Source organism: Paenibacillus vulneris (assembly GCF_039543185.1).
GTDB classification, from domain to species: Bacteria; Bacillota; Bacilli; order Paenibacillales; family NBRC-103111; genus Paenibacillus_S; species Paenibacillus_S vulneris.
Map to the genome: position 1 here is coordinate 34,096 of NZ_BAABJG010000004.1, position 21,228 is coordinate 55,323.

17 protein-coding genes are annotated in these 21,228 nt (G+C 53.7%); 9 read left to right on the forward strand and 8 right to left on the reverse strand.

The features are described from left to right. The first annotated feature begins 191 nt into the window (after positions 1-191). Complete coding sequence (locus ABEA66_RS04345) at positions 192-761, forward strand: DoxX family membrane protein (protein WP_345586412.1); 570 nt, start codon at positions 192-194, stop codon at positions 759-761. A gap of 198 nt (positions 762-959) precedes the next feature. Next, on the forward strand, positions 960-1,727 hold the full coding sequence (locus ABEA66_RS04350; protein ID WP_345586414.1) for an exodeoxyribonuclease III: 768 nt from the start codon (positions 960-962) through the stop codon (positions 1,725-1,727). Between the two features lie 378 nt (positions 1,728-2,105). Here the strand turns inward: ABEA66_RS04350 and ABEA66_RS04355 are convergent, their stop codons facing one another. Together ABEA66_RS04355 and ABEA66_RS04360 are read right to left on the reverse strand one after the other, a co-directional pair. Further along, positions 2,106-2,672 (reverse strand): sugar O-acetyltransferase, encoded by a 567-nt coding sequence (locus ABEA66_RS04355; protein WP_345586416.1) that lies wholly within the window; start codon positions 2,670-2,672, stop codon positions 2,106-2,108. A gap of 369 nt (positions 2,673-3,041) precedes the next feature. Next, positions 3,042-4,097, reverse strand: a complete 1,056-nt coding sequence (locus ABEA66_RS04360) for a 2,3-butanediol dehydrogenase (protein ID WP_345586418.1) — start codon at positions 4,095-4,097, stop codon at positions 3,042-3,044. A 285-nt stretch (positions 4,098-4,382) separates the two neighbouring features. Between ABEA66_RS04360 and ABEA66_RS04365 the strand changes: the two genes are divergently transcribed. Further along, entirely contained in the window at positions 4,383-5,408 is a 1,026-nt protein-coding gene (locus tag ABEA66_RS04365; protein ID WP_079911112.1) for a LacI family DNA-binding transcriptional regulator, read from the forward strand. A 117-nt stretch (positions 5,409-5,525) separates the two neighbouring features. Here ABEA66_RS04365 and ABEA66_RS04370 read toward each other — a convergent pair whose 3' ends face one another. Further along, positions 5,526-6,368 carry a sulfurtransferase gene (locus ABEA66_RS04370; protein WP_345586422.1) on the reverse strand — a complete coding sequence of 281 codons (843 nt, stop codon included), beginning with the start codon at positions 6,366-6,368 and terminating at the stop codon, positions 5,526-5,528. A gap of 167 nt (positions 6,369-6,535) precedes the next feature. Here ABEA66_RS04370 and ABEA66_RS04375 point away from each other — a divergent pair, with 167 nt between their 5' ends. Next, entirely contained in the window at positions 6,536-7,033 is a 498-nt protein-coding gene (locus ABEA66_RS04375; RefSeq protein ID WP_079911114.1) for a GNAT family N-acetyltransferase, read from the forward strand. Here the strand turns inward: ABEA66_RS04375 and ABEA66_RS04380 are convergent. Next, positions 7,028-7,339, reverse strand: a complete 312-nt coding sequence (locus ABEA66_RS04380; RefSeq protein WP_079911115.1) for a 4a-hydroxytetrahydrobiopterin dehydratase — start codon at positions 7,337-7,339, stop codon at positions 7,028-7,030. The genes ABEA66_RS04375 and ABEA66_RS04380 overlap by 6 nt on opposite strands. Before the next feature lie 34 nt (positions 7,340-7,373). Continuing rightward, positions 7,374-7,667 carry a hypothetical protein gene (locus ABEA66_RS04385; protein WP_079911116.1) on the reverse strand — a complete coding sequence of 98 codons (294 nt, stop codon included), beginning with the start codon at positions 7,665-7,667 and terminating at the stop codon, positions 7,374-7,376. Between the two features lie 160 nt (positions 7,668-7,827). Here ABEA66_RS04385 and ABEA66_RS04390 point away from each other — a divergent pair, with 160 nt between their 5' ends. Both ABEA66_RS04390 and ABEA66_RS04395 read left to right on the forward strand, forming a co-directional pair. After that, a complete protein-coding gene (locus ABEA66_RS04390; protein WP_345586426.1) occupies positions 7,828-9,429 on the forward strand; it encodes an SWIM zinc finger family protein in 1,602 nt (533 codons plus the stop codon). Then, the gene (locus tag ABEA66_RS04395) at positions 9,426-12,356 is read left to right on the forward strand and encodes a DEAD/DEAH box helicase (protein WP_345586428.1); all 2,931 of its coding nucleotides are present in this window, start codon (positions 9,426-9,428) and stop codon (positions 12,354-12,356) included. Before ABEA66_RS04390 ends, ABEA66_RS04395 begins: the two co-directional genes overlap by 4 nt. Positions 12,357-12,373: 17 nt before the next feature. Here ABEA66_RS04395 and ABEA66_RS04400 read toward each other — a convergent pair whose 3' ends face one another. Continuing rightward, positions 12,374-13,561, reverse strand: a complete 1,188-nt coding sequence (locus tag ABEA66_RS04400) for an EAL domain-containing protein (protein WP_345586430.1) — start codon at positions 13,559-13,561, stop codon at positions 12,374-12,376. Between the two features lie 154 nt (positions 13,562-13,715). Then, positions 13,716-14,477 (reverse strand): MBL fold metallo-hydrolase, encoded by a 762-nt coding sequence (locus ABEA66_RS04405; RefSeq protein WP_079911120.1) that lies wholly within the window; start codon positions 14,475-14,477, stop codon positions 13,716-13,718. A gap of 181 nt (positions 14,478-14,658) precedes the next feature. Between ABEA66_RS04405 and ABEA66_RS04410 the strand changes: the two genes are divergently transcribed. The 3 genes from ABEA66_RS04410 (at position 14,659) to bluB (ending at position 18,796) form a co-directional block, all read left to right on the forward strand. Beyond that, the gene (locus ABEA66_RS04410) at positions 14,659-15,075 is read left to right on the forward strand and encodes an Lrp/AsnC family transcriptional regulator (protein ID WP_345586433.1); all 417 of its coding nucleotides are present in this window, start codon (positions 14,659-14,661) and stop codon (positions 15,073-15,075) included. 36 nt (positions 15,076-15,111) lie between these two features. Next, complete coding sequence (locus ABEA66_RS04415; protein WP_345586435.1) at positions 15,112-18,048, forward strand: ATP-binding protein; 2,937 nt, start codon at positions 15,112-15,114, stop codon at positions 18,046-18,048. A 91-nt stretch (positions 18,049-18,139) separates the two neighbouring features. After that, positions 18,140-18,796 (forward strand): 5,6-dimethylbenzimidazole synthase, encoded by a 657-nt coding sequence (gene bluB / locus ABEA66_RS04420; RefSeq protein ID WP_079911123.1) that lies wholly within the window; start codon positions 18,140-18,142, stop codon positions 18,794-18,796. Positions 18,797-18,994: 198 nt separating this feature from the next. Here the strand turns inward: bluB and ABEA66_RS04425 are convergent, their stop codons facing one another. Further along, positions 18,995-21,208 carry a methyl-accepting chemotaxis protein gene (locus ABEA66_RS04425; RefSeq protein WP_345586437.1) on the reverse strand — a complete coding sequence of 738 codons (2,214 nt, stop codon included), beginning with the start codon at positions 21,206-21,208 and terminating at the stop codon, positions 18,995-18,997. Between the last annotated feature and the right edge of the window lie 20 nt (positions 21,209-21,228).

The following is a 21,228-nucleotide window of genomic DNA, read 5'->3' on the forward strand; positions in this document are numbered from 1 at the left end:
TTATAACCTACCGGAGTAAGGAAAGCCTTATAAGCCCTGGAACTTCTTGGATGCTACAGCCATGATGATGGAAATAATACATTCTCAGGCATCTTGTGATAAATATCACATATAATTATTCGAGCTCCAGCTACAATAAAGCCATCCAATATATCCCACAGCGAACGGTTTTACATTGAGGAGGTTATTCCATGAGCAAGCACGAAATCGTAATACCCGAGAATCCCGTTTCCCATTTTTTATTCAGCAGCACCCGGGCAGGTGTGATTTGGTTAATCATTCGCCTCTATGTCGGCTACACTTGGGTTACATCCGGGTGGGGAAAAATAACGAACCCTGCATGGACCGGCGATAAAGCGGGAACCGCTCTAACAGGATTTATCAAGGGGGCATTGGCCAAAGCCGAGGCCGGCAAGGATGTTACCGGCTGGTATGCGGGCTTTCTGGAGCACTTCGTACTGCCGAATGCCAAGGTGTTCGGATTCGTTGTCGCCTTCGGCGAGCTGCTCGTAGGACTCGGATTGATCCTGGGTCTGTTAACCGGCATCGCAGCCTTCTTCGGCGGCGTTATGAACGCCAGCTTCTTATTCGCCGGAACCTTGAGCACGAACCCGATTTTATTTATTTTGGCCACATGGCTGGTGCTGGCATGGAAAAATGCAGGCTGGTACGGGTTAGACCGCTGGGCGCTGCCTTTCCTCGGTACGCCTTGGGGACGCAAAGCATCGACCGAAGGCTTCAAGTCCGCCCCGCCGCTGTAAACGCAAGCTTATCAATGGATAAGTACATGAAAAATCAGCAGCAGAAGGAACAACCCGTCCGCCGGTAACCCGCGGGCGGTTTTTTTTGCGTCCTCTCCCTCCACGCATCCAGGTACGAACCATTCACCTCTACTTGAACTATCAATCTATGATACACTGAATAAATAGATGACAAGTAAGCGGTAAGGAGATAAAGCAATGAAACTGGTATCCTGGAACGTCAATGGTTTACGTGCTTGTGTTAACAAAGGTTTTTACGATTATTTCAAGGAATGCGGAGCCGATATATTCTGTGTTCAGGAGACGAAGCTGCAGGAAGGACAAATTAGCCTGGAGCTAGGAGATTCCTACTATCAATATTGGAATTACGCCGTTAAGAAGGGGTACTCCGGCACCGCCGTCTTTACCAAGATAGAGCCGCTTTCCGTGCGATACGGCATCGAAGAGGACCAAGAAGAAGAGGGCAGGATTCTCACGCTGGAATTCGAATCATTTTATCTAGTCAATGTGTATACTCCCAATGCCCGTCGCGACCTGTCCCGGTTGGCGTACAGACTGGAGTGGGAGGAAAGGTTCCGCGCCTACCTTCAACAGCTGGACGAACAGAAGCCTGTTATCGTTTGCGGGGACCTGAATGTGGCGCATCAGGAAATAGACCTAAAAAATCCGAAGTCCAATCAAAACAATTCCGGCTTCACTCCGGAGGAACGGGAGAAAATGACGCAGCTTCTGGAGGCGGGATTTCTCGATACGTTCCGGCATTTCTACCCTGACCGGACAGATGTCTACAGCTGGTGGTCCTTCATGCCCAAGGTAAGGGAGCGGAATATCGGATGGCGCATTGATTATTTTCTGGCTTCCTCCCGACTTGCTCCCTTCTTGCTGGATGCGCAAATAGATACGGAAATCTTCGGCAGCGATCACTGTCCCGTGATTCTTACGATGTCTGACGAGATTAGCGGCTAAAAAAGACATGATGATAGATAAGATTAAGCCTATGCAGCGGCCCCTCCCTATTTATTGTTCACGATGACTGCACTCATTCGACTTAACTCAAGCCACCTCTCCGGTGGCTTTATTCTGTTGAAAAACCTATGAAGCTTGAACCATTTTCAATATATTCCAGTGGGGTATACCCCTCCAGCCGCTGTTGAAACCCATGAATTAGATTAGATTTAGCGGTATTTTCACGGGTTTCAAAGGCGGACGTAAACTCCTCCGAGGCATACCCCACCTCCATATATAGCATAGTTCTCGCAAAACTAGTTTTTTCTACAGCCTGAAGCCATCTCTCTGATGGCTTATTTTTTTCTTTATCGGTATTCGTTTGTTAAAAAATGGCTATTAAACATCGATGGTCTTAATAACCTTCGCAGGATTTCCTCCTACGACAACATTGCTAGGAACATCTTTGGTTACAATTGCCCCGGAAGCTATTACCACATTATCACCGATAGTAACGCCGGGATTAATAACGGCTCTTCCACCTATCCAAACATTATTGCCAATCGTTACAGGCTTCCCAAACTCAGCCCCAGAAACTCGTTCAAACGGGTTTAGCGGGTGTGTGGCCGTATAAATATGTACGCCTGGTGCTATAAAACAATTTTCACCGATACGGACTTCACACACATCCAGAATAACGCAATCGAAGTTCGCATAAAAATGGTTGCCTACATGAATGTTGTAGCCGTAATCGCAACGAAATGTCGGTTCCATATACAGGTTTTCACCGGTTGAACCAAAGAGCTGTTTGAGCAATTCCGTTCGTTTATCATAATCCGTTTCTATCGTTTGATTGAACAGTCTGGTCAGCTTTCTAGCGTTCTCACGGTCTTTGGTTAATTCCGGATCGGAAGCAAGGTATAATTCTCCGGCTAACATTTTCTCTTTCTCGGTTTTCGTATTCATCTTGGACATCCTTTCGTATAGGAATATCTTCATGGAATTGAGTTACAAGCCTAATAATGATCCAGACGCTTGCTTGCGGTGCCTCTAAACCGTCCCCAGCTTCCAATGTAGCATATTTCTGTCAAAGCCGGGTTATTCAACAAACGGACCTACAAAAGGACCTTAGCTTCGTAATTTTGCGAGGCCCCGAAATTAATTTATAGCTCTATAAAGAAAAAAAGGGCGTGACCACCGCCTCCCGGCAGTCCGCCACAGCCCAAATTCATTGGTAAGGGACTACGTTCATGAAACAAGGGGAGCCCGGGTGCGGGCTTCCTTATGCTGTGCCGCATCCACTTGGCTAGGCTCAGCTACAGGTACAACACAGGATTACTTGCTTTTTGGAGAAACCAAAATTTTGATTTGGCTCTTCTCCTTGATGAGAGTCTCGAAGCCTTCCTCCACAATATCGGAAAGCGGAATCCGCTTGGTCACCAGCTTGTCGGCGGGGAAATATCCTTGCTCCATCAAGCTTATGACGGCAGGGAAAATATCACGGTAGCCGATGATCCCGGCAATATTGCGCTCTTTCAGCACGATTTGGTTAGGATGAATAGATGCCTCACGCTCGAAAATGCTGACGATCATAATTTGACCGCTGATTTTTGTCGAAGCAATGGCTTGGTTCAATACGGCCGGAACGCCGGTCACTTCATAGCATACATCCGCTCCGCCGTTAGTAAGGCGCTGGATTTCTGACACAATGTCCGTTTCCGCCGGATTCAAGACTATGGCTCCCAGCTCTGCCGCTTTGCTGCGTCTCTCCTCGGACAGCTCCACCGCATAAATTTCCGATGCGCCGGAAGCCTTCAAAGCTTCGATCAGCAGCAAGCCGATCGGGCCTGTCCCGAATACAACCGCGCGGTCGCCTACTTTCAGCTGGCTCGAGCGAACGGCGTACAGGACGACAGCCGAAGGCTCAACTAATGCGCCTTGCTCATAAGATAGACTGTCCGGAATTTTGTGCACCATATGCTCATCTGCCGCAACATATTCCGAGAAGCCTCCTCCGCCCCCGGCCAGGCCCAGGAAGCCCATTTTGTCGCAAAGATTGTATTTGCCGTGTCTGCAGGATTCGCATGTGCTGCATGAGAACACAGGCTCGACCACCACACGGTCTCCAACCCGGAACCGGGTCACCCCTTCGCCGACCTCAACGATTTGTCCGGAAAACTCATGGCCCATGACGATAGGCGCTTTTTCATTCGTAAGCGGATGGGGCGTTCCCTCAGGAATAAAAATAGGACCTGCAGCATATTCATGCAGATCGCTTCCGCATATTCCGCACGCCTCGATTCTGATTTTGACCTGCCCTTTCTTAGGGGTAGGCTCATCGATCGTCTCTACGCGCAAGTCCTTCACACCATGCCATCTTAACGCTTGCATATTAGTCATCTCCCTGTAGGAATTAAGAAATAAATGATATGATTTCCCATTTACAAAGGCATAATAGGAAACGTTTCCGGTAACTATCATGTCACAGTTTCGACAAACTGTCAAATAACAAAACGGGGATCCCACCTGCTTATTTGCCGTAAAAACGAGTCCTATCCCGTGGTTTGACCGCAATCCCGTTTTAGGAAGGATAGGCTATGATATAATAAAAATAGAACTCCCATCTCGCGGAAATATTACGGAAACGATTCCGGAATGAAAGGAACATTCCTTCGTATGACGAATAACAAAAAGCTGACGATCGAGGATGTCGCCAAAAGAGCCGGTGTCGGCATCGCCACCGTGTCCCGGGCGCTTAATAATCATAAAGGCATCAGCGCCAAGACGAAGGCCAAAATATTGCAGGTCGTAGAAGAGATGGGCTTTACGCCCAACACTTCGGCCCAGAGCCTCAAAATACGCCAAACACGCCAGATTGCGCTGGCGGTCCCCGATATCCGGAATGCTATCATTCCGGATATTGCATGGTCGGTCGAGCAGGCGGCCAAGCAGCATGGGTACAGAGTCGTGCAGATCAATACGCTGGGGAATGCCATGCTGGAGCTGGAGACGCTGAGGGAGCTGGACAAGCTGCATGTTGACGGGCTTGTCATTATGCCTCTGGCGTATCCCAAACAGCTCGAGCCCATGATAAATCAGGCCGTGATCCCGGTATCCGTCATCAACTACGGCAAAAAAATGAGCGAGGACCTCAACGCGGATATTGTCGGCATGGCCCGCCAGGAGGGCAAGCTGGTGATGGAGCATTTACTGCAGATAGGGCGGACCCGAATCGCTTATGCAGGTGCCCCGAAGCAAAAGATTGAGGAGCGTTATTTTGCTTACGAGCAGTCGCTTAACCACGTGGATCCGTCCCTTGTCTATTTCGGCGAAGATTTCTCCTTTGAAACGGGACGGCAGGCGGCCAATTATTTTTACAGCCTGAAGCATATGCCGGACGCCATCTATGCGGTGAATGACATGGTTGCCATCGGCATCGTAAACCGGCTCAAGGAGCTTGGCGTTCGAGTGCCGGAGGATGTGGCGATTGCGGGCATCGATAACAATCTGTGGGCGACCGTAACGACACCGCAGATCACCTCCGTCTCCATCATGGGCAGCGAGGTCGGAAGGCTCGCGGCGGAGCTATTGCTCAAACGCATTCAATATCCGAACACCTCCGGCTATGAACGGGTAGAATTCGAGCCCCGGCTTATTGTCAGGGAGTCTACTGTCAAAATGAATCAGTACGCCAAAAGCTAACTCCCCCTCTCAGCAAGGGGAATAGGCATTGTAACAAGCCAAAGAGGGCTGCTGCAGGGTATCATCCTTCCCCTGCCGCAGCCCTTACATTGTGCGCATAAACAGTTATGCGCTCTCTTATTCTTCCACTGTCGCGATCGGATTGTCCTTGTACGAGATCCAGTCGCTCCAGCTGCCGGAATACAGCTTCACGTTCGCCAAGCCCGCTTCCTTCATCGCCAGCACGTTAGGACAAGCGGTAACGCCTGACCCGCAGTACACGATAACCTCATCGGCCTTTTGCAATTGTGCGAATTGCTCACGAAGCGCCGCCGCATCCTTCCAGCTCCCCTGTTCGTTCAGGCTTTGCTTCCAGAAGTAATTTTTTGCCGAAGGAATATGTCCGGCCACCGGATCAATCGGTTCCTCCTGGCCAAGATATCGGCGCTCTTCACGAGAATCGACCAATACCGTCCCTGGACGGCCTATGCGCTCCTTCACTTCCTCCATGCTGACCAGCATCGAGCTCTGCAGCTTGGGCACGAATACAGCCTCGTGCACAGCCGGCGGCTCGTCGGTTACCGGGTAGCCTGCGGCCTTCCACTTGGAGTATCCTCCGTCTAACACAAAGACTTGCGTATGTCCTGCATATTGGAGCATCCACCATAAGCGGGAAGCCATGGCTCCGCCCTGGTCGTCGTATACGATAACCTTCGATTCGCTGCTGATGCCGGCGGATCCCATAATTTGCGCAAAGCGGTTCATATCCGGAAGCGGATGCCGCCCTCCGTGCTCCGATATCGGGGCCGACAGGTCTTGTTCCAAATCGATATAAACGGCGCCGGGGATATGATCCTGCTCATACGCCTTCCGTCCTGCTTCCGCGTTGCCCATTCCCAATACGAAACGACAATCTATGATGACGACAAACTCATCTGTTCCATGCTCGAACAACCATTCCTGAGATACGATATGCTGCATCGAAGGTTCACTTCCTTTGCTGAAGGTAAATGTTTTCTTCTAGTATACAACGGAACGGCAGAGGAACAAAATGTGGAAATATTCAAGGAAAGCCGCAGGTCGACAAAAAAGCCCGCACTCTGTACAATGGAGTATGGTAATTATTTGGAAAAGGAGATGAGTGCGCCATGCACACGACATCCCAATTTCGTGTCGTCCCCTTAACGGAAGATCATTGCCGCGATATTTGCACGTGGGAATATCCCGTTCCTTATAACGTATACAACTGGCGGTCCTGGGAGCTGATGGTTGCGGAACAGGAGGAATTCGCCGATGCGGCGCTTCGGGAGGAGCAGTACCGCGGTGTCGTCGATTCCGACGGCTTGCTGGTGGGCTTCGCTCAATTCTTCCCTTTGGTCGGCGTGACCCGGCTCGGTCTAGGCATGCGCCCGGAGTTTTGCGGACAGGGGTACGGGGTTGAATTCGTACGCACCATCGTAACCGAAGCCAAGCAAAAAGCACCTTCCAACGAAATCGACCTGGAGGTGCTGATCTGGAACATCCGCGCTTACCGCGTATATGAGAAAGCAGGCTTTGTGCAGACCGATACCTACGAGCGGAAAACCCCCACTGGGATGGAAACGTTCCACTGCATGGTCTGGAAAGGCTCCGCTGAGCCGCTATAAATCGGCGTATCGCTCGAACACGGCGTCATAGCGCGAAGCCGCCTCGAAATCAAGGTCCGTCAAGCCTCCTGCCCGCCAGGAGGTCAGACGCAGCCGCACCAGCTTGTAATCGACAGCAATGAACGGATGGTGATTCAGCTCCTGCTCCGATATCCGGGCGATCTCCTGAACAAATTGAATCCCGTCCATATAAGCCGGAAACCGGTACGATTTGACGATCCATTTGCCGTCCTCCCTGCTCCAGCCGTCCGCTTGCCCGAGCCTGGATACGATCTCTTCCTCCGTCAGCTTCGTCAATTTCATCATGGCCATCCTTCCCCTGAACCGTCCGCGCGAGCCGCTATACCAGGTAAACCACGCTGATCAGCTTGCCCTCATGGTAAACGACAATCACATGCTTTTCCCGGTCATGGCTCACCGTGCAGCTGCCGACGCGCATTTTGGGCTCCGTACCCAAACCGTAGAACAGATCGTCAGCCAGCGTCTTGATGCATTCCTGCTGCTCCTCGCCGTCCAGCTCATTCCAATCCTCCGGTGTCATTTCCAAAAAAGAATAACATTCGTCGATGCTGTGTAAAGCTTGGGTAAAGTCGTCAATAATGTCATTATATTCTCGGGCGAATTTAATTCCCATGCAACGTCAGTCCTTCCGGGTTGAAAATGGAATGAAAATGCTTACTAAGCATTTTAACCTGAAAATTCCTTCTCATGCAACCGCACGGAAATAAAGCATTTGTATCCAAAATCTGTTACACTGTAAGGATACAAACAAGTTCGGAGGCGGAACGTTTCCTATGTTGAAGCTGCAACTCCCGAAAAACCGAATGAACTTTTTGATCGAACGGATGCAGCAGGATTTCGATCTCTCTGCCCTGGAGCAAGGGTGGGAGCATTTCCATAAACGCCGCATATCCGAGGTAGAGCTGGTCCATGGATTAGAGATCCATGCCCTCGTTCGCGATGCACAGGCATGCGAGGTCGTTCTCGATCTCGACCGCTTCGAGAAGAGCGAATGCAGCTGTCCTGACGACGGGTATTGCCAGCACATGGCTGCGGTTATCTTCACATTATATGCTTCGTTCGCACGCCCGGAACTGCTGCTGCAGCACTTGAAGCAGTCCATCCGGGTCAAAAATCGCCAGCAGCTGTCGCGAACGGCTGCAGTGACCAGAACGGAGAAGAAACAAGAGCGCCTGGAACCGCCCGAGGCCCAACAACTGCCTGCCTATTGGCACCGTTTCTTCGATCAGCAGTTTTACGGCTATTCTCTCTCCCAGCAGCATTCGATTGAGCAGTTCTTTGCCACAGCCCAAGAAACGCTTCATCCGATTGCAGCCGCGTGGGAGCCTTCGCTGCGGACGCTCTATGAGCTGCACGTGCTGCTGTTCGTCATGCGCAAGATCGAGCAGTTTTACTCGGAGACGAAGACCTCCTACATGTCCTACTATATCGAAACCGGGTGCAAAACCGTCGCCAAGCAGTGTATGGAGCAGCTCATGAAGCTGCTGCCTGAATTGGACATTCCCTCCCTGCTTAAGCGGCATGGTGAAGCTATAGATGAAACATTGACTTTCCTCGGCGACGCCGCACTCAGCGGCAAGGACTCTCCATTGGATTGGCTGGTGGGCTATCGCAGCCTTTGGTGGCGGCTGACAGAGGATCCGGACCGGATCGCCAAAGAGAGGAAGCGGCTTAAGCTGCTCGCCTCCAAGACAGGTCTTCAGCCTCGGCGCAAGGATGCCCTGTTGATCGCGGCCGCGCATTTTGAAGTTATGGACGGAAAAGACGAGCAGGCCCGGACGCAGCTCGAAGAGCTGAGCAAGCGGGAACCCCGCGACTATTTCTTGTACCTGAACCACAGCTATGAGAATCAGGAATGGGAACGGATGCTGGCCTGGCTTCGGTGGATGCTGCCCTCCATGCAAAGGGCGCAGCAGGATGAGCTGCGGACGTTCTGCACGTACTGGATGGAGGCGGTCAACCGGCAGCCCGATGACGGGGAATGGGTCGACGTAATGATCGCCCTGCTGCCGCGCACCTACTACTTTTATACGACCTATTTGCTCAAGGCCCACCGGTTCAAGGCCTGGGTCGATCTGCAGATCGCCAACCGTGTCTCTCCGCTCAATTTGTATGCGCTGGATTTAAAAACGGTGGAAAGCCATGATCCGTCCCTTCTGCTTCCGCTTTATCATCAGGCGGTGGAGCGAAGCATCGCGGAAAAGAACCGGAATGCCTATAAAATGGCCGTTAAGCTGCTCAAAAAGCTGCATGCCTATTACAAAAAGCTCGATAAGCTTACTGTCTGGGAGGAATACATGTACCGGCTGGCTACGAGATACTCCCGCCTTAGAGCGTTTCAAGAGGAGCTTCGGAAAGGGAAGTGGATTCCATGATCGATACATCTGCAGTTACGGTTCATGCCAGATGGATAGCCCCGGGCTGCTTCTTCTTATGGGGCTCCCGGTACAATGGGGGCGTGAGCGATGCCTATGATTTGAAGGGACTGCTGTTCGCCTGGCACGAGCCTTCGTTCTACGGCACGTTCATCGAAGTAACGGAATCGATGAACGTAGAGGGGCTGCAGCTGTCCGCGCTGGAGGCGCTGGACTACTTCTGCAGCCCGAGCGCAGTCCAGCATCTGAAGCTGGACTGGAGCAGCGAGCTGCGCGAGCTGATGCGGCTGGCGCCTCATGTTAAGGAGGCGCTCGTGCAGGGGCGCTGCATGCCCGACTTCGCGAAGTGGAAGGCGGGCGAGCTCGGCTGGAAGCTTCAGCTGCCGGATTCCGTGGCGGCTGAAGGGTTTTCGCCTTTGGCGCAGCAATGGATGGACCGCCTCATCCCCGAATGGGGTGAGGAGGACAGCCTGCTGCGCCAGAGCATCCGGCAGCTGGAGGCGACGTATCCTCTGCTGCAGCGAGGCAAGCTGCCGGCGGATCTGTGGATGGACGAGGAGGATTGGCTCGTCTCCATCGGCTGGCAGACCGACGGCACGCCGTTTCGGACGTGCCTGCAGCTGAGCGAGCCGCCGCAGCAGAAGAGCAGCGGCAGCTGGCCTCTGCGCGTCATCCTGCAGGACCGCGCCGACAAGACTCTGCTGCGCGAGGTGGACTCCCGGGCCCTCGCGGCGGCTGCCAAGGGCGACGCGGACGCGCCGCCGCCCGGCCCGGCCGCACCCGCGCTGGAGGAGCTCCCGGCTGCCTGGCAGCCTGAGCTTCAACGCGCGGGGCGCGATATCGCCAAATGGCAGCGCATCCTGCCATGGCTCGAGAACAGCGAAGAGCCCGGCACGCTGCGCAGCGAGCTCACGCAGGACGAGGCTTGGCAGCTGCTGACCGCCGGCAGCCTGCGCCTGATGGAGGCGGGCTACTCCGTCTTCCTGCCCGCCTGGTGGGAGCGCATTCGGCGCTGGCGTCCGCGCCTCAAGGCGAAGATCAAATCGTCGGTCGGCACCGGACCGCAAGCGATGTTCGGACTCGAGCAGCTGATGCAGTTCGACTGGAAGATCGCCCTGGGCGACATCGAGCTGACAGAGGAGGAATTCCGCTCCCTCCTGGAGGAAAACCGCAAGCTCGTCCAAATCCGCGGCCAATGGATTCAACTGGACCCGGCTCAGCTCCTGCAGCTCGAGCAGGTCATGAAGCAGGTGCAGAAGAAGCAGGGGCTATCCTTCCGCGATGTGCTGGAGCTGCATCTGCTCGGCTCCTCCGAAGGAGAGGAAGAATTCGGCTTCCAGCGCTCCCTGCAGATGGAGGTAGAGCTCAACGAGCAGCTGCAGGAAATGGTAGATCTGCTCAACCACGCCAAGCGCCCGCCGCTGGTCGAGCCCCCTGCGTCGTTCCGCGGAACACTGCGGCCTTATCAGGTCGAAGGAATCTCCTGGCTCCTGTTCCTGCGGCGCGCTGGTCTCGGCGGCTGCCTTGCCGACGACATGGGTCTCGGCAAAACCATTCAAATGATAACGTACTTGCTCCACCTGCGGGAGCAGGAAGCTGCGGCCCAAGCGGAGCAAGGGACTGAGACCGCTCCGTCACTCTTGGTTTGCCCGACCTCCGTGCTCGGCAACTGGCAGAAGGAGCTCGAGCGGTTCGCACCCGAGCTCAAAATCCATCTGCATTACGGCCCGAACCGGGCAAAGGGCGACGCCTTCAAGGAAGCCTGTCAAGGCTATGACCTGGTACTGACAACCTATACCTTGTCTCATCTGGATGAAGCCGAGCTGTCCCAGCTGGAATGGAGCTCGATCTGCCTCGACGAGGCGCAAAACATTAAGAACGCCTATACGAAGCAGGCGACTTCGATCCGCGGCCTCAAGAGCCGTCACCGGATCGCTCTGACAGGGACCCCGATCGAGAACCGCCTGACCGAGCTGTGGTCGATCTTCGACTTCCTCAATCCGGGCTATCTCGGAACGCTGCGGGAGTTCACGCACCGGTACGTAGGCGCCATCGAGCGAACGAACGATCTCGAGCTCATATCCAAGGTACAGCGGCTGGTCCGCCCTTTCCTGCTGCGGCGGGTCAAGAAGGACCCGGCTATTCAGCTCGATCTGCCGGATAAGCATGAGTATAAAACGTTCGTCTCGCTGACGGCAGAGCAGGGCATGCTGTATGAAAACTACATCAAGGATATGTTCGAGCGGCTGGACAGCCTGAGCGCTATGGAACGGAGAGGCTTGATTCTGGCGGCTTTAACGAAGCTGAAGCAAATCTGCAACCATCCTTCCCTTCTGCTGAAGGAACCGGCCGCCGCCCCCTGGCAGCAGCGCTCCAACAAAGTCGAGCGGCTGCTTGAAATGGTTCAGGAGCTGCGCCAGGAAGGAGATAAATGCCTTATCTTCACCCAGTTCGTGGAGACGGGCCATCTGCTGCAGCGCATTCTGGAGCAGGAGCTCGGCTCCCAGGTGCTGTTCCTCCATGGCGGCACGCCCAGAGCGGCGCGTGACCGTATGATTGCCGACTTCCAGAACGAATCGCTGCCGGGCGACAAGCAGCCGGGCATCTTCCTGCTCTCGCTCAAAGCCGGCGGCACGGGGCTTAATCTGACAGCGGCCAACCACGTATTCCACTTTGACCGCTGGTGGAACCCTGCCGTCGAGAATCAGGCGACGGACCGGGCCTTCCGGATCGGGCAAACCCGCCATGTGCAGGTGCACAAGTTCGTCACGCTCGGGACGCTGGAGGAGCGCATCGACGAAATGATTGAGAAGAAGCAGGGCCTGAGCCAGCAAATTGTCGGTAACGGCGAGCAGTGGATCACGGAGCTGTCCACCGAGGATTTGAAGGAGTTGTTCGCACTGCGCAATGATTGGGTCGAGCTCTAGCCGCCCGACCGGACTTCCTAGACCTGAACATCGAGAAATAAATAATGCGTGCCGCCAACAGGACACGAGTAGGTCTGCATCAACCGGGCCGTATCCAGATCGGTATATTCGCTCGACAGCATGCCCTGCCGCTGATTGTTCAGCCGCATCATATTCGGAATAAAATAAGGACGCCATATCCAGTTCGAACCTTGATATTGGGCGTCCCTTTTCCATTGGCCCCCGCTATCCCTCGAATAATTGGAGGAAACCTGACATCCGTCCTCGCGGCAAATATAAATCCGCACTACATTAGAGCCCACACTCAGAAGCAGACCTTCGATCATCCTATCCGCATCCGCAAAGCCGGTGATAGGGGCATCCGGGGCAATAAGCTCGCTCAAGCCCTCCTGCACCGAGAACAGCGCACGATAGCGTGCGACTTCCTGCTCGGTATACAGCCTGATTTCCTCTTTCAGAAACGGCTCATAGGCGCGCTCATCCTGAAGCTCTTCCCGGGCCTCCGAGAAGAGGAAGCCTTGGACATATCTGGCCCCCGCCTTCAACGAATGGTACAGATCGTGCTTGGTCTCTACCCCTTCTATCAGGAGTGATGAGCCCATTTGGGAGGAAAGAATCGAGAAGGAATTCAACAGTGCCTTGTACCCGTCATGTATAGCGCTCTTCTTCAACAGCTTCAGATCGATCTTCAAGATGTTCGGCCGGATGGAAGCGATACGGTCATAGTTGCTGTAGCCGCTGCCGATATCATCAATGGCTATCAGGCAGCCATGGTCCCGATATACATGAATCATTGCGGATAATTCGTCCAGCCTGCCGTGGAACTCCTCTTCCGTCACTTCAATGACGACCCTTGCAGGATCAAGCCCGTGCTTTTGCAGGAGCTTTAGCGTAGGCAATACTCCCTTCTCCTTATACACACGGTAAATCCAGGACGGCTTTACATTCAGAAACAGCATGGCGCTGGAATCCGATTGGGCTATGGCCGCAATGGCTTGCTCGCGCAGCATTCGGTCTACATGCAGATGCTGCTCGTCGCTGATGTTCGGGTTTTGGAAAAAGTCCCCCAAGCTTCGAACCCGATTCCCCTCCACCCTTCGCCCTAACGCTTCGTAAGCGATAATTCTTTGTGTTTGCAGCGATACTATCGGTTGAAAAAAAGAACGCAGCTCCCGTTCCCGCAAATCTCCTGTTCCGTTCAGCATTCTCCTTGCCCTCCAATAACCCATAAGCGTTAGTTGTATGATAGATTTCCTAACATAATATTCCTATGGTTATTGTAAGGTACAACAGGTCGCCTGGCAATCGGTTACTACGAAACTTGCCGTATTTTCTTAGGCTGCGCTCTCCTCCACCTGCTTACCGAGAGCCGAAATCGATCGATTCTCCATCCCCGGGCACCTTGACTTGATGCAGCAGCCCCTCCGACCGCAAATAATCGGTTAGCTGCTCTCTCGTCTCCAGGCAATGGTTGATCGCCTCCATATGAACGGCTACCACGCAAGTCCCCGATACATAGCGGCATACGCGCGCAATATCCTCCTTGGTCATCGTGATCGGATCGCCTTGGGCAAATTGAGCCGCACCCCCGTTAACAATCGTGACATCGGGACGATACCGGTCCAACGCTTCCTCCACCTCCGGAACATAGATGGTATCTCCCGCTATATACAGCACAGGCTCGCCCGGAGCCTGCAGGACAAAGCCCGATACGTTCCCCATCCGTTCGCCGATCTCCCCTGTCCCGTGCCGCCCTCCTGTTCGCGACAGCTGGATGCCTTCCCACTTAAGCTCGCTCTCTACCGGCTGCACATCGGTAAAACCTGCTTCTCTTATGGCTTCCGCATCCGACGGCTGGCAAAACACCGGTAGCTGCTTATCGAGAAGACGCACCGCTTCCTTGTCCCAATGATCAAAATGAGTATGGGTCACGATGACGGCATTCACCGATTGTAATAACTCAGGGGTGACGGCAATGGAAACTAAAGGATTTTGTCGACTATTTGTCGAATTCATTACGGGTGGCTGTACCCCTTGATCGCAGAGCATAGGATCGACCAAGAACCGTTTTCCGTGAATATCTGCCAATAACGTTGCGTGACGAAGAAGTTGAACTTTCATTACCGTTTCCTCCTAGACCTGTCAGTTTACTCTCCTGCCTACCCGAGCCCTTGGACCCGGAAAGCATCTGTCATCAGTATGCACCGTTTCTCCAAACGGCTGAAGGACTTGATGAAAAGATTCCGCACAAACCATTTTCACGATGAAAAAACTGCCCCCTGGACAGGAAAGGATGAAGCCCATGCTGGATGAAACGGATATCAAAATATTGGAGTGCTTGCTGGCCGATGCGCGAATGCCCCACAAGGAAATCGGAGAGCATGTTCATCTGACCGGACAGGCGGTCGGCTTCCGGATCCGCAAGCTGGAGGATGCCGGAGTGATCCAGGGTGTCCATGTGTCGCTGAATCATGAAAAGCTCGGCTTGACGGTTATGGCGCACATTATCGTGTTCATGAAGATGACGAGCTCCCATGCCCAGTTCCAGAGCTTCGTACGGGAGCATCCCCATGTCAAGGAGGCTTACCGCATCAGCGGTGAAGGCTGCTACTCGCTCCGTCTGCTCGTGGCTTCGCATGGCGAGCTTAACGAGTTTCTGGACCGGCTGCTTAACTACGCCAACTATAGGGTTCATATTTGCTTGGACCGAATCAAATGAACAGCATCATTCTATTTTTAGGTAAGGAGCTTATGCATGAACGTAACCCGATCTAACGTTTCCTTGCTCTACGTCGTACTCATCGTCGCCCTGCTGGCCCTTGTCAGCGTGTCCAGCTATATCGCTTCCACGAACATGGAGGACGAGCTCAACAGCGTCGTGCAGGAAGCGATTCCCCTGGCCGCACTGGCCGAAAATATTTTAGGCGATGTCATCAATCAGGAGACCGGTGTACGCGGCTTTGAAGTGACAAGCGATGAAAGGTATCTGGAGCCCTATGAGCAAGGCAAAGCCCAGCTTGCCAAAGACTTGGAGCTTATGGCCGTGTACCAGAAAAAATATCCAGGTTTGAAAAGCCTGATGGAAGGCGACATTATTCCGCAAATCCAAAAGCTTCAGGACCATTACAGCTCGCAGGTGGAGCTGGTCCGGGCCGGCAGGGTGGACGAGGCACGCGCGCGTCTAGGTAACGGCAAAATGCTGATGGACCGGTTCCGGCAGCTGCACCTGAAGATTCGGACTGATATCGATACGATCGGAACGGATGCCTACAATGATGCACAAAGAGCGGGCCATCTCGCGCGGATCATCATAGCGGCCGGCGGGGCGGTAGCTATCATAATCGGCGCCTTCTCTGCCGTGATTTTCAACCGGGCCCGCCGGGCCGAGGCCGCACTGCGCAAAAGCGAGGAGACCTACCGCTATATGGCGGAGAGTCTGGAAGCGCAGAATGAAGAGATCATCGCGCAGCAGGAGGAGCAGGAGCAGACCTTGGAAAAGCTGTCCCAGAGGGAGCTGGAGCTCGAAGCGATCAGCTCTTACCAGGAGAAGCTGTCCGGCTCGCTGAACATGAACCAGTTCCTGCAAGCCTCCATTCCGGCGTTGTTAAACTCGCTTCAGATGGATGCGGCGCTCCTTGTCGTGAAAGTGAAAGCCGCCAATGCGCTTGTCCCGCTTCCGGAGGAGCCTCCCTCTTCCGGACAGCGTTCTGCCTATACCATTTTGTATGCGGCAGGTTACCCGTCGCAGCTGCCTTCCCGGGTCGAGCAGGAGCTGTACGGGCCGGCCCAACGCGTATTTACGGAGAAAGTGCAGATAGACTGCAAGCGGGAGCTGTCTCGGGAAGAGACCGGTCTGCACCAGGGAATGACCCATGCGATAGATCAATATCACCCCTTGTTCGACGATAAACAAGAAGTGATCGGCTTCCTGCTGCTGACCAGCTATTTGTCCTCGCGCACCGAGCAGCAGGACCGTACGGGCAAAGGCCTGATGCGGCAGTTCGGGCTCGCCTTCCTGGCTCAGCAGATGAATGAGGACCGTCATCTTCAATCACTGTATCTGGAGCGGCTGAATGAACAGCTTCTTCAGGAAAAAGCCTTGATCGAGGAGCAGCGCGACTTGATCGAGAGCATCCTGGAGTCTACTAATGAGGGAATGATGCTGTGCGATTCCTCAGGTAAGCTGCTTTTCGCCAACCACCGGATGAAAAGCTACTTTACGATCGCCGATCAAGGCGGAGAGGATTGGAACGAGCTTACCCGAAACATGGAGAAGATCATTCCTTCCTTGTCACCCGTCCGCCTTGCTATGGATAACCTGCTGAACGGCACGCTTGATAAGCTGACCGAACGGTTCGCCTTCATGGATCAGGAGGAGCAGCAGCGCTATGTCGAGCTGTACGCCACCAAGGTAGGTGACAAGAAAAACCAACAGGAGCGAGGCTACCTGTTCGTGTTCCGGGACCGGACCGAGGAGGAAAAGGTCGATGAGATGAAAAACGAATTCATCAGCATCGTATCCCATGAGCTCCGTACACCGCTGGCCAGCGTGCTTGGATTCATCGAGATTCTGCTGCACCGGCAATTGCCGCAGGACAAGCAGCACAAGTATATGCAAACCATTTACAAGGAAGCCCATCGCTTGTCGAACTTGATTAACGATTTCCTCGATCTGCAGCGTATGGAATCCGGCAAGCAGGCGTATCATTTTGCGCCCGTTGAGCTGATCAGCATCGTGAGGGAAGTGGCGGAGCAGTGGAAGGAAAAGCCGAGCCACACAGTGGTCATTGAGTCTTCAGCCCAAGAAGCATGGGTTCGTGCTGATGCCGACAGGCTCAAGCAGGTGGCGCACAATTTAATCAGCAATGCAATTAAATATTCGCCTCAGTCCGATAAAGTGAACATTCTCATCGATGCGCAGGACGGGCAGGTCAAGCTGCACATTACTGACTTCGGGCTCGGCATACCGGATGAGGCAAAAGATAAGTTATTCACCAAATTTTTCCGGGTGGATAACTCGGACCGCCGGCAAATCGGGGGCACGGGCCTGGGTCTTGCCATCGTGAAGGAAATCGTCGATGCGCACGGCGGCTCCATCACCTTCGAATCCGCGATGGGCGAAGGCACGACCTTCACCGTTCAGCTGGACAGCTACCGGTTCCCCGAGGTCGACGGCAGCATTATCGTACTCGAGGACGATGATAACTTGGCCAAGCTGATCCAAGTTGCTCTCAGCAAGCTGGAGATCCCTATCGTGCATTTGCGTTCCGCGGAAGAAGGCATCGGCTCCCTGCATCGCATTCGCAAGAGCCCGCCGCGTCTCTGCATCGTGGATATTCATCTTGAGGGCTCGAAGAACGGCTGGGATTTCATGGCCGAGCTCTACGATCACCCTACCTTCTATCGCACTCCGGTCATCGTATCGACTGCGCTGGAGCCGCCGCTTAATTATTACGAGAAGGATATTGAGAAGTTTTTGCGCAAGCCATTTTCAATGGAGAAGCTTCTTCAGGCTGCAGAGCAATTGCTGTACCATACAGAGTCCCAGCCTTCCTATATTTTCCCTGAGCAGGATGAAGCCTTGATCACATCGTCCTTAAGGAAAAAAGGGATTGAGGTCAGCGGAATTACGCATGGACAGGATACGATTCAAATTGAGCCCAAGCGTAAACCCGATCTGCCGGAGGCTTAGCTCGGCAGGGGATATTCGAGCGGTCATTTTATAGAAGACAGCAATCTAGGGTAAGCTGCTCCTAATACGAACCGAAGGAGATGTTGTTGCGATGCACTTTCGCGAAGAAGAAAAGGCCGCCGTCTACAAAGCCATCTATACCCGCAGAGATATACGGACCTTCCGGCCCGATCCGATCCCGCAGGATACGATCATGAAGCTGCTGGACGCCGCGCATCACGGACCTTCCGTCGGCTTCAGTCAGCCATGGAATTTTATTCTCATTCAATCGGAGGAAGGAAAACGGCGTCTCGCCTGGGCGGCGGATAAAGAGCGGAGAGCGCTGGCCATTCATTATGAAGGAGAAAGAGAAACGAAGTTCCTGTCGCTCAAAATCGAAGGGCTCGAGCAGGCTCCCCTAACGATCTGTGTAACCTGCGATCCCACCCGCGGCGGCTCCCATGTCCTCGGGCGCAATTCGATCCCGGAGACGGATATTATGTCGACTGCGTGCGCCATTCAGAATATGTGGCTCGCAGCCTGCGCCGAAGGGCTTGCCATGGGCTGGGTCAGCTTTTATAAGAAGAACGACGTTCGCGACATTCTGAATATCCCTCCCCATATCGACCCCGTTGCCCTGCTGTCCATCGGGTATACCGATAACTATCCTCCGATGCCGATTCTGGAAGCGGCTCAATGGGAGAAACGGCGCTCGCTGGAGCCGCTAATTTTTGCAGAGAAGTGGGGAGTGCCGCCGGAGCGTCCGTGAGCGGATGAACGAGCCCCCGACCCCCTTATGGCGCTCTTGGCTTCATGGCGGGCCGGTATCATCTGTGAGCCGAAGACACTTTGGGACCATACCTTAAATCTTTATGGAATAGGAAGAGCTGCCCGATCCTATTTAGGAGCAGGCAGCTCTTCCCCGATTGCAGCTTCACATATGGGAGCCGTTCAGCTTTCGTCTCGTCTATCTTCTCCTGGTTTCCGTTAACCGGAACTGATTCACCAGCTGCTGCAGAAAACCGGTAATAGCCTCCACATGATGGGAGGTATGACGGACGTTCACAATATCGGTCATTAATTCCTGCACCTTGCCTTCGACCTCGGTAGAAATTTGGCGGTTTTCTTTGCTGACGTCGGCGATTTTTTCCATCAATCCGACTACCTCGTCGACGACTTGTGTTTTTTGCGAGTCCATCCCTGCCCCGGTTAATAGCTCGGAGGCTGCTGCCGCCAGCCGGGTCCCTTCCTCCACCACCTGCGTTCCTTCCTCCATTGAGGAGAACGCTTCCTTGGCGTTTTTATAAATATGCTGCACTGTTTCGTGAATTTCCTCCGTCGATTTGCGGGTCAGATCAGCCAGCTTGCGGATTTCTCCTGCAACAACCGCAAAGCCTTTGCCATGCTCGCCTACCCGGGCCGCTTCGATCGAGGCATTCAAGGAGAGCAAATTCGTCTGGTTGGATATTTCCTCAATGACCTGAAGCACATTGGTGATCTCCTGGGTCGTCTTCATGAAGGTCTCAATCGTTTGGTTCGTTTGAGCCACCTTGTCCGAAATTTGGCGCATCTTCTCCCCGATTCGCTCTACCTCGGTCTGCGCCACCGCAATTTGCTCCGACGCCTTGTCTTCAAGCACCCTCAGCGTTCCCTGCATATCGCCTACCGCATCCTTGGCGACATCGATATCCTTCAGCTGGCTGCGAATGCTTCGAATCATATCATGAATTTTGCCGCTCATTCGCTCGGTGGATCCGGCTGTACTGACCGTCGATTCGTTCAGCAGCTGCTGGCTGGACAGCACATCGGCCGCCGCCTGCTTCACCTGGAGCATAATCCCTTCCAAAGAATCGATCATATTATTAATCCATTTCGCCAGCTCCCGGGTCTCGTCCTTATCGAACCGCGCATAGTCCAGACGCTGCGTTAAGTCCCCCTTGCCTTCGGCGTTGATCCGGATAAACCGGTTGATAGTATGAAGGCTGTCCACCACCGGCTTGGAGCCCTTCTTATGCAGCGTCCAGGCGACTAGGCCGCCGTACAACAGATGGAGCACGCCCAGCCCGATAGCCACAAGAGCCGGAGACACGGAACCCAGGCTTAGCGCAAAATAGACCAGAAGGGCGCTCAATACCGCGAAAACAGCGATCAGAGGCAGCTGAAGCTTAGCCAGTTTCCAGCCGACCCCGCGAATCCGGTACACCTCCTCCAGATCCCCCTCGCACATCATCCCCCAAACATCCGGGCAATGAGGAAGCTGGAACGTCACCCCCTTGCCGATGACCGGAATATGCCGGTAATCCGAATAACCCGGAAAGGAGACGAATAAGTTGCTGCCGTTCGCTATCGTATTTGCAACGCCTGGATGAAGCTTGCCGGTGGCAGGATCAGTGAACACCAGCTCGAGCTCAGTGTGCTCCTGTACCGAAACTACACCCCAATCGGTTGTGACGCCGTCCTTCAGGTTTTCTCCGTGAGTAAACGTACGATCCTCGAAGCGGCTTCGTGATAAGGCCGTACCCGGAGCAATGTGGGTATTCAGGCCCGCCTGTGCCATAAAAATATAGTTATCGCCGGAATCCGGATACACATGGCCTGATTCCCGCTGAATCAAGTCGCCGATCACATCGTTAGGGACTCTTCCGCACAAAGCTCCCGCCCACCGGCCGTTTTTCATAACCGGCACTATATAAAGAAGCGTCATTTTATCATGAAAAGCGGAGGTCGAAGGTCCTATCTCCAGCGTCAACGGGTCTGCATAGGGACCGAACAAGCATTTATCCCCTTTATAGGTATACTCCAAGCCTTTAGACAGCAGACCGCGCCCGGCATAGCTTGTGCCGACATGTTTCGGGTAAGACGAGAACACAACTGCGGCTTGTTCGTTCAACAGGAAAATTTCCGAAAAATCCGATGCCCGATTACGGACGGATGCGAACAGCTTGTCCAGCTCCTTAGCCTGGCGGTTCTGCGAATCGTCCCGATCCTCATCCACTGAAGCCATCTGCACGAGCAGACGATCCAGATGAGCCCAGTATTCGTTCGTCCAGCTTCTCAAGAGCTCCATGCGGGTGTTCGCAATCCCTTCGAAAATATCCTCGACATCCTCCTTTAACCCCCGATTCAATCGGTAAGACCACCAGAGAGGAAGCCCCTTCCTGAAACCTAACCAATCAAACATATGTACTCCCCCATCCCTTA

Excerpts from the sequence above, each read along its gene's own strand:
- ABEA66_RS04345 (WP_345586412.1), top strand. The coding sequence starts at position 192 with ATGAGCAAGCACGAAATCGTAATACCCGAGAATCCCGTTTCCCATTTT.
- ABEA66_RS04350 (WP_345586414.1), top strand. The coding sequence starts at position 960 with ATGAAACTGGTATCCTGGAACGTCAATGGTTTACGTGCTTGTGTTAAC.
- ABEA66_RS04355 (WP_345586416.1), bottom strand. The coding sequence starts at position 2,672 with ATGAATACGAAAACCGAGAAAGAGAAAATGTTAGCCGGAGAATTATAC.
- ABEA66_RS04360 (WP_345586418.1), bottom strand. The coding sequence starts at position 4,097 with ATGCAAGCGTTAAGATGGCATGGTGTGAAGGACTTGCGCGTAGAGACG.
- ABEA66_RS04365 (WP_079911112.1), top strand. The coding sequence starts at position 4,383 with ATGACGAATAACAAAAAGCTGACGATCGAGGATGTCGCCAAAAGAGCC.
- ABEA66_RS04370 (WP_345586422.1), bottom strand. The coding sequence starts at position 6,368 with ATGCAGCATATCGTATCTCAGGAATGGTTGTTCGAGCATGGAACAGAT.
- ABEA66_RS04375 (WP_079911114.1), top strand. The coding sequence starts at position 6,536 with ATGCACACGACATCCCAATTTCGTGTCGTCCCCTTAACGGAAGATCAT.
- ABEA66_RS04380 (WP_079911115.1), bottom strand. The coding sequence starts at position 7,339 with ATGATGAAATTGACGAAGCTGACGGAGGAAGAGATCGTATCCAGGCTC.
- ABEA66_RS04385 (WP_079911116.1), bottom strand. The coding sequence starts at position 7,667 with ATGGGAATTAAATTCGCCCGAGAATATAATGACATTATTGACGACTTT.
- ABEA66_RS04390 (WP_345586426.1), top strand. The coding sequence starts at position 7,828 with ATGTTGAAGCTGCAACTCCCGAAAAACCGAATGAACTTTTTGATCGAA.
- ABEA66_RS04395 (WP_345586428.1), top strand. The coding sequence starts at position 9,426 with ATGATCGATACATCTGCAGTTACGGTTCATGCCAGATGGATAGCCCCG.
- ABEA66_RS04400 (WP_345586430.1), bottom strand. The coding sequence starts at position 13,561 with ATGCTGAACGGAACAGGAGATTTGCGGGAACGGGAGCTGCGTTCTTTT.
- ABEA66_RS04405 (WP_079911120.1), bottom strand. The coding sequence starts at position 14,477 with ATGAAAGTTCAACTTCTTCGTCACGCAACGTTATTGGCAGATATTCAC.
- ABEA66_RS04410 (WP_345586433.1), top strand. The coding sequence starts at position 14,659 with ATGCTGGATGAAACGGATATCAAAATATTGGAGTGCTTGCTGGCCGAT.
- ABEA66_RS04415 (WP_345586435.1), top strand. The coding sequence starts at position 15,112 with ATGAACGTAACCCGATCTAACGTTTCCTTGCTCTACGTCGTACTCATC.
- bluB (WP_079911123.1), top strand. The coding sequence starts at position 18,140 with ATGCACTTTCGCGAAGAAGAAAAGGCCGCCGTCTACAAAGCCATCTAT.
- ABEA66_RS04425 (WP_345586437.1), bottom strand. The coding sequence starts at position 21,208 with ATGTTTGATTGGTTAGGTTTCAGGAAGGGGCTTCCTCTCTGGTGGTCT.